Below are 6,000 nucleotides of genomic sequence, written 5' to 3'. Positions count from 1 at the left end.
CACCTGAACGCGCCCGTTATCGTCGTCCTGGTCTCGGCCATCGGCATCACGGCCGTCTTCGGCGCGCTGCTGGCACTGCCGGCGCTGCGTGTGACGGGGCCGTATCTGGCGATGGTGACGCTGGCCTTCGGCACCATCATCCAGATCCTGATCAACGAGATGGATTTCCTCACCGCGGGCCCGCTCGGCATCATGCTGACCAAGCCCGTGCTGCTTACCCACCAGCTGACCGACACCGAGTTCTTCTGGCTCGTCGGAGGTCTGATGATCGCCTCGCTGATCTTCTTGGACCGCGTGTTGCGCTCGCACCTGGGCCGCAGCTTCGAAGCGCTGCGCGGCAGCCCCGTGGCGTCGGACTGCATGGGCGTCTCGGTCTACCGCTACAAGGTCTACGCCTTCGTCATCTCGGCGGCGCTGGCCGGCCTGGCGGGTTCGCTCTACGCCTACTCCGAGCAGTACATCAGCCCCAACACCTACAACTTCGAGCTGACGGTGATGTTCCTGCTGGCCATCATCATGGGCGGCCGCAAGACCCGCACCGGCGCGCTGCTGGGCGCGACCATCATCGTCATGCTGCCCAAGCTGCTGGACGACCTGCAGATGTTCCGCGTCGGCGCCGTCGTGCTGGCCGTCATCGTGGCGATCTCGGTCGGCGTGGCGATGAAGCGCGGCAAGATGACGGGCCAGCTCGCGGCCATCCCCGTGGTGGGCACCATCGGGCTGGCGCTGATCTCCTTCAAGCTGGAGACCATGACCGACTGGCGCCTGTCAATCTTCGGCCTGATCACGCTGTTCGTCGTCTACTACCTGCAGGACGGCATCGTCGGCTTCGTGCGCAACGCGCTGAACCTGAAGGCCAGGCATGAACGCGAGGCCGCGGGCGCCCAGGCCGCAGCGTTGACGCGCGCCAGCGTCGAGGGCGGGCCGGAACTGCTGAAGGCCGACGGCGTGCTGATGCAGTTCGGCGGCCTGAAGGCGCTGAACAACGTGGACCTGGTCGTCAAGCGCGGCAGCATCCACGGCCTCATCGGCCCGAACGGCTCCGGCAAGAGCACGATGATGAACGTGCTGACCGGCATCTACCAGCCCACCGCCGGCACGGTGGTGTTCGCTGGTCGCGAGGTCAATGGCCGCACCTCGTCGGACATCGCGCTGTCGGGCATCGCGCGCACCTTCCAGAACGTGCAGCTGTTCGGCGAGATGACGGCGCTGCAGAACGTGCTGGTGGGCCTGCACCACAGCTTCAGGAGCCACCTCGTCGACATCGCGCTGCACCTGCCCCGCTACCGGCGCGAGGACCGCGAGCAGCGCGCCCGCGCCCATGCGCTGCTGGAGTTCGTGGGCCTGGACGAACTCGCCAGCGAGGAGGCGCGCAACCTGCCCTATGGCAAGCAGCGCCTGCTGGAGATCGCCCGCGCGCTGGCGCTGGACCCGCAGCTGTTGCTGCTGGACGAGCCCGCCGCCGGCCTGACCGCGCCGGACATCAAGGAACTGCTGGAGATCATCCGCAAGATCCGCGCAGCCGGCGTCACCGTCATCCTCATCGAACACCACATGGACGTCGTCATGAGCCTGTGCGACCGCGTCTCGGTGCTGGACTTCGGCCAGAAGATCGCCGAGGGCCTGCCCGCCGAGGTGCAGGCCAACGAGAAGGTCATCGAGGCCTACCTGGGGGGCTCCTGATGCTGGCGATCAAGAACCTCAGCGCCGGCTACGGCAAGGTCCAGGTCCTGCACGGCATCTCTCTGGAGGTGCCCAAGGGCCAGGTCGTCACGCTGATCGGCTCCAACGGCGCCGGCAAGACGACCACCATGCGCGCCGTCAGCGGCATGATCAAGCCCACCGGGGGCGAGATCACGCTCAACGAGCGCCGCATCGACGGCCTGGAGAGCTATCACATCGCCCGCCGCGGCCTCGCGCATTCGCCCGAAGGCCGGCGCGTCTTCGCGACCATGACGGTGACGGACAACCTGCGCCTGGGTGCCTTCCCGCGCTACACCGGCGAGCGGCCCAAGGGCGACATCGCCGGCGACCTGGAGCGCGCGCTGGAGCTGTTCCCGCGCCTGAAGGAGCGCCGCACGCAGCTGGCCGGCACGCTGTCCGGCGGCGAGCAGCAGATGCTGGCCATGGCGCGCGCCGTCATGCTCAACCCCGAGGTCGTGCTGCTGGACGAGCCCTCCATGGGCCTCGCACCCATCCTCGTCGAGGAGGTCTTTCGCATCATCGAAAGCCTCAAGGCGCGCGGCGTGACCATGCTGCTCGTCGAGCAGTTCGCGGCCGCCGCGCTGAGGGTGGCCGACTACGGCTATGTGCTGGAGAACGGCCGCATCGCCGTGCACGGCCCGGCCGAGAAGCTGCGCAGCGACCCCGCCGTGCAGGCCGCCTACCTTGGCGGCGGCCATTGACGTGGAGCGGGCGGGCTACCGGCTGAGCTTCGAGGACATCGACGCGGCGGCGGCCCACGCCTTCCTGACGCGCGCCTACTGGTGCGAAGGCATCCCGCTCGCGACCGTCGAGCGCGCCATCCGGCACTCGCTGTGCGTCGCGCTGCATGCTCAGGGGCGGGGCCAGGTGGGCTTCGCGCGCGTCGTCACGGACCGCACCACCTTCGCCTATCTCTGCGACGTCTACGTCCTTGAAGACCACAGGGGGCGGGGGCTGGCCGATTGGATGGTTCAATCGCTGCTCGCCCACCCGGACCTGCAAGGCCTGCGCCGCTTCATGCTGTTCACGCGAGACGCCCATCCGCTCTACGCCCGCCACGGCTTCCAGCCGCTGGCGACGCCGGATCGCGGCATGGAGGTCGTGCGGCCGGGGATCTACCTGACCGCACCACCCCCTGCCACCGATGCCTGAACTCCGCCGCTTCGTCCAGGTCGACGTCTTCACCGCCACGCCGCTGAAGGGCAACGCACTCGCCGTCGTCGTCGACGGCGCGGGCCTGTCGGACGCCGAGATGGCCGACTTCGCGCGCTGGACCAATCTGTCCGAGACGACCTTCCTGCTGCCGCCCACCGTGCCCGAGGCCGACTACCGCGTGCGCATCTTCACGCCCGGCGGCGAGCTGCCCTTCGCCGGCCATCCGACGCTGGGCAGCGCCCACGCCTTCCTGGCCAGCGGCGGCGACGCGAAGAAGCCCGGCGAGGTGGTGCAGCAATGCGCCATCGGCCTGGTGCGCGTGAAGCGCGACGGCGCCCGCCTGGCCTTCGCCGCGCCGCCCCTGAAGCGCGGCGGTCCGGTCGACGCGGCCACGCGCACCCAGGCCGCGGCCTCGCTGCGCCTGCCGGACGCGGCGCTGCTGGATGCCGTCTGGGTCGACAACGGCCCGGGCTGGATGGCCGTGCGGCTCGCGGATGCGGCGAGCGTGCTGACGCTGCGGCCGGACTTCGTCGCGATGAAGGGGCTCAAGCTCGGCGTCGTCGGCGCCCATCCAGCCGGCAGCGACTGCCAGTTCGAGGTACGCGCCTTCGTGCCCGACCTGGGCATTCCCGAAGACCCCGTCACCGGCAGCCTCAACGCGGGCCTGGCGCTGTGGCTGCAGGGCGCCGGCCTGGCGGGCGACCACTACGTGGCCGCCCAGGGGGCCGCACTGGGCCGTGCCGGCCGCATCCACGTGCGGCGCGATGCCGAGGCGACCTGGATAGGCGGCGACGTGGCGCCGCTCATCCATGGACAGGTGAGGCTGTGATGACCGAGGAGCTGTTCCGGGAGGACGCGACGCTGCTGCACTGCGATGCCGTGGTGAGCGCGCAAGGGGAGGGCGGCGTCATCCTCGACCGCAGCGTCTGCTACCCGCTGGGCGGCGGCCAGGCCGGCGACACCGGCTGGCTGGTCGCGGGCGAGCGGCGCTGGCGCGTGACCGACACGCGCAAGAGCAAGGAGCGGCCCGGCGGCATCGTGCATCTGATCGAGGGCGAGGCGCCTAAGGTGGGCGCGGCGGTGCGCGTCGAGGTCGATGCCGCGCGTCGCCAGGCGCACCGGCGCTTCCACACGGCAACCCATCTGCTGTGCGCGCTGCTGCCCTATCCGGTCGACGGCTGCTCCATCACCGAGACCTATGCGCGGCTGGACTTCCACACCGACCAGCCCTTCGACAGGGACGCCCTCCAGGCGGGGCTGGACCGGCTGGTGGCCGAGGCCCGTGCGGTCCGCCACCGCTGGATCAGCGAGGAAGAGCTGGACGCCAACCCCGGCCTCGTGCGCTCGATGAGCGTGCAGCCGCCGCGCGGGCTGGGCCGCGTGCGGGTGCTGGAGGTCGAGGGCGTGGACCTGCAGCCCTGCGGCGGCACCCATGTGTCCAGCACGGCCGAGATCGGCGCCGTGGTGGTGACCAAGATTGAGAAGAAGTCGGCCAAGACCCGCAGGGTCGTGCTCGGCTTTGCCGAGGCGGCCGCGGGCCGAAGCTGATTTCCGGCGGGAGGCGGGCGGGTGCTCGCGGCGCGAACGTGAGTGACCGCCAGGACGTGCGCCGGGACCCGCAGGGGCATGCCCGGCGTGGCTGGCCCGGCCGAGGCGGGTGACTAAACTGCACCGTCTATGGACGGCCCCGATATACAGCTCATCACGCCCGAGTCCCCCTCGGACTGGCAGGAAACCCGACTGATCCTGCGCGACTACGCCGACAGCCTCGACGTGGACCTCGACTTCCAGGGCTTCGACGAAGAACTGGCCGGTCTGCCCGGCGCCTACGCGCCGCCCGGCGGCCTGCTGCTGCTGGCCACCGTCGATGGCGCCGTTGCGGGCAGCGGCGCCTTCCGGCCCCTGCCGGACGCGGACTACCCCAACGCCTGCGAGATGAAGCGCCTCTTCGTGCGCCCGGCCTTCCGCCGTTTCGGCCTGGGCCGCCTGCTGGCCCAGGCGCTGATGGACCACGCGACCGAGGCGGGCTACTCCTGCATGCTGCTCGACACGCTGGACGACATGGAGGCCGCGCGCGGCCTCTACGAGAGCCTGGGCTTCGTCGAGGTGCCGCCGTTCTACTTCAACCCCATCCCCGGCGCGCACTACCTGAAGGCCGAGTTGGGCGGCTTCCGGCCCAGTTACCTCGGATAACGGCCTAGAGTGCCGGCATGGCACTCGAACAAGACATCCGGGCCCTGGGCCCCCACCGCTGCCTGCTCGGCGAATCGCCGCTCTGGCATCCCGTGGAGCGGCAGCTCTACGCGGTCGACATCCCCGGCCGCCAGGTGCTGCGCTGGCGCGAGGGCGCGAGCGAGCCAGACACCTGGGTCCAGGACGCCGAGCCCGGCTGCATTGCGGCGCGCGCGGACGGTGGTCTGCTGGTCGCGCGGCGCGACGGCCTGTGGGCGCTGGACACGGCCACGGGTGCGCAGGCCCGGGTCGCGCCGCCGCCCTATGACCCGGCGCGGCTGCGCTTCAACGATGGCAAGGTCGACCCGGCAGGGCGGCTCTGGGTTGGCAGCATCTCGGACGCCCGCGAGCCGGAGGCCGCGCTGTACCGTTTCGACGGCCGGGCGTTCGCGGCCCAGGTGCCGGGGCTGACGACCTCCAACGGCCTGGCCTGGAGCCCCGACGGGCGCCGCGTACATTGGTCGGACACCAAGGCCCATCGCATCTACGCCGCCGACTTCGATGCGGCGACCGGTACATTGTCCGCGCCGCGCGTCTTCGCCGAGTTCCAGCCGCGCTCGCCCGGCGCGGCCTACGGCGGCCGGCCCGACGGCGCGGCCATGGACGCCGAGGGCTGCTACTGGGTCGCGATGTTCGAGGGCGGCTGCCTGCTGCGCATCGCGCCGACCGGCGAGTTGCTGCAGCGCGTCGAACTGCCCGTCGCCTGCCCGACCATGCCGGCTTTCGGCGGCGCGGACTTGTGCACCCTCTTCATCACGACGGCCCGCGAGAAGCGCCCCGCCGAAGAGCTGGAACGCCAGCCGCTGGCCGGTGCCGTGCTGCAGCTGCGCGTCGACGTGCCGGGCCTGCCGGCAACGCTGACACGGGCCTGAAACCCGCGCGCTCCGCCAGGACAGGTTTACCCCGGTG

The 6,000-nt window shown here is 70.9% G+C and carries 7 protein-coding genes; all 7 read left to right on the top strand.

Annotated elements, in window-relative coordinates; translation table 11 throughout:
- A partial coding sequence (locus tag JOY88_RS13430) for a branched-chain amino acid ABC transporter ATP-binding protein/permease (RefSeq protein WP_293503134.1) occupies nt 1-1,683 on the top strand: 1,683 nt, incomplete at its 5' end.
- Nucleotides 1,683-2,405, top strand: a complete 723-nt coding sequence (locus JOY88_RS13425) for an ABC transporter ATP-binding protein (RefSeq protein WP_293503133.1) — start codon at nt 1,683-1,685, stop codon at nt 2,403-2,405. The genes JOY88_RS13430 and JOY88_RS13425, both read left to right, overlap by 1 nt.
- Entirely contained in the window at nt 2,389-2,856 is a 468-nt protein-coding gene (locus JOY88_RS13420) for a GNAT family N-acetyltransferase (protein ID WP_293503132.1), read from the top strand. Before JOY88_RS13425 ends, JOY88_RS13420 begins: the two co-directional genes overlap by 17 nt.
- A complete protein-coding gene (locus JOY88_RS13415) occupies nt 2,849-3,688 on the top strand; it encodes a PhzF family protein (RefSeq protein ID WP_293503131.1) in 840 nt (279 codons plus the stop codon). Before JOY88_RS13420 ends, JOY88_RS13415 begins: the two co-directional genes overlap by 8 nt.
- Nucleotides 3,685-4,407 carry an alanyl-tRNA editing protein gene (locus JOY88_RS13410; protein ID WP_293503130.1) on the top strand — a complete coding sequence of 241 codons (723 nt, stop codon included), beginning with the start codon at nt 3,685-3,687 and terminating at the stop codon, nt 4,405-4,407. The genes JOY88_RS13415 and JOY88_RS13410 overlap by 4 nt, the downstream gene beginning before the upstream one ends.
- Nucleotides 4,408-4,536: 129 nt before the next feature.
- Nucleotides 4,537-5,052 (top strand): GNAT family N-acetyltransferase, encoded by a 516-nt coding sequence (locus JOY88_RS13405; RefSeq protein WP_293503129.1) that lies wholly within the window; start codon nt 4,537-4,539, stop codon nt 5,050-5,052.
- Nucleotides 5,053-5,069: 17 nt separating this feature from the next.
- Nucleotides 5,070-5,963, top strand: a complete 894-nt coding sequence (locus JOY88_RS13400) for an SMP-30/gluconolactonase/LRE family protein (RefSeq protein ID WP_293503128.1) — start codon at nt 5,070-5,072, stop codon at nt 5,961-5,963.
- Nucleotides 5,964-6,000 lie beyond the last annotated feature (37 nt).

This window comes from Roseateles sp., assembly GCF_019237615.1.
Lineage (GTDB): Bacteria > Pseudomonadota > Gammaproteobacteria > Burkholderiales > Burkholderiaceae_C > Pelomonas.
The sequence above is the reverse complement of the archived record's forward strand: the minus strand, read 5'-3'. Positions and strand labels throughout refer to the sequence as shown.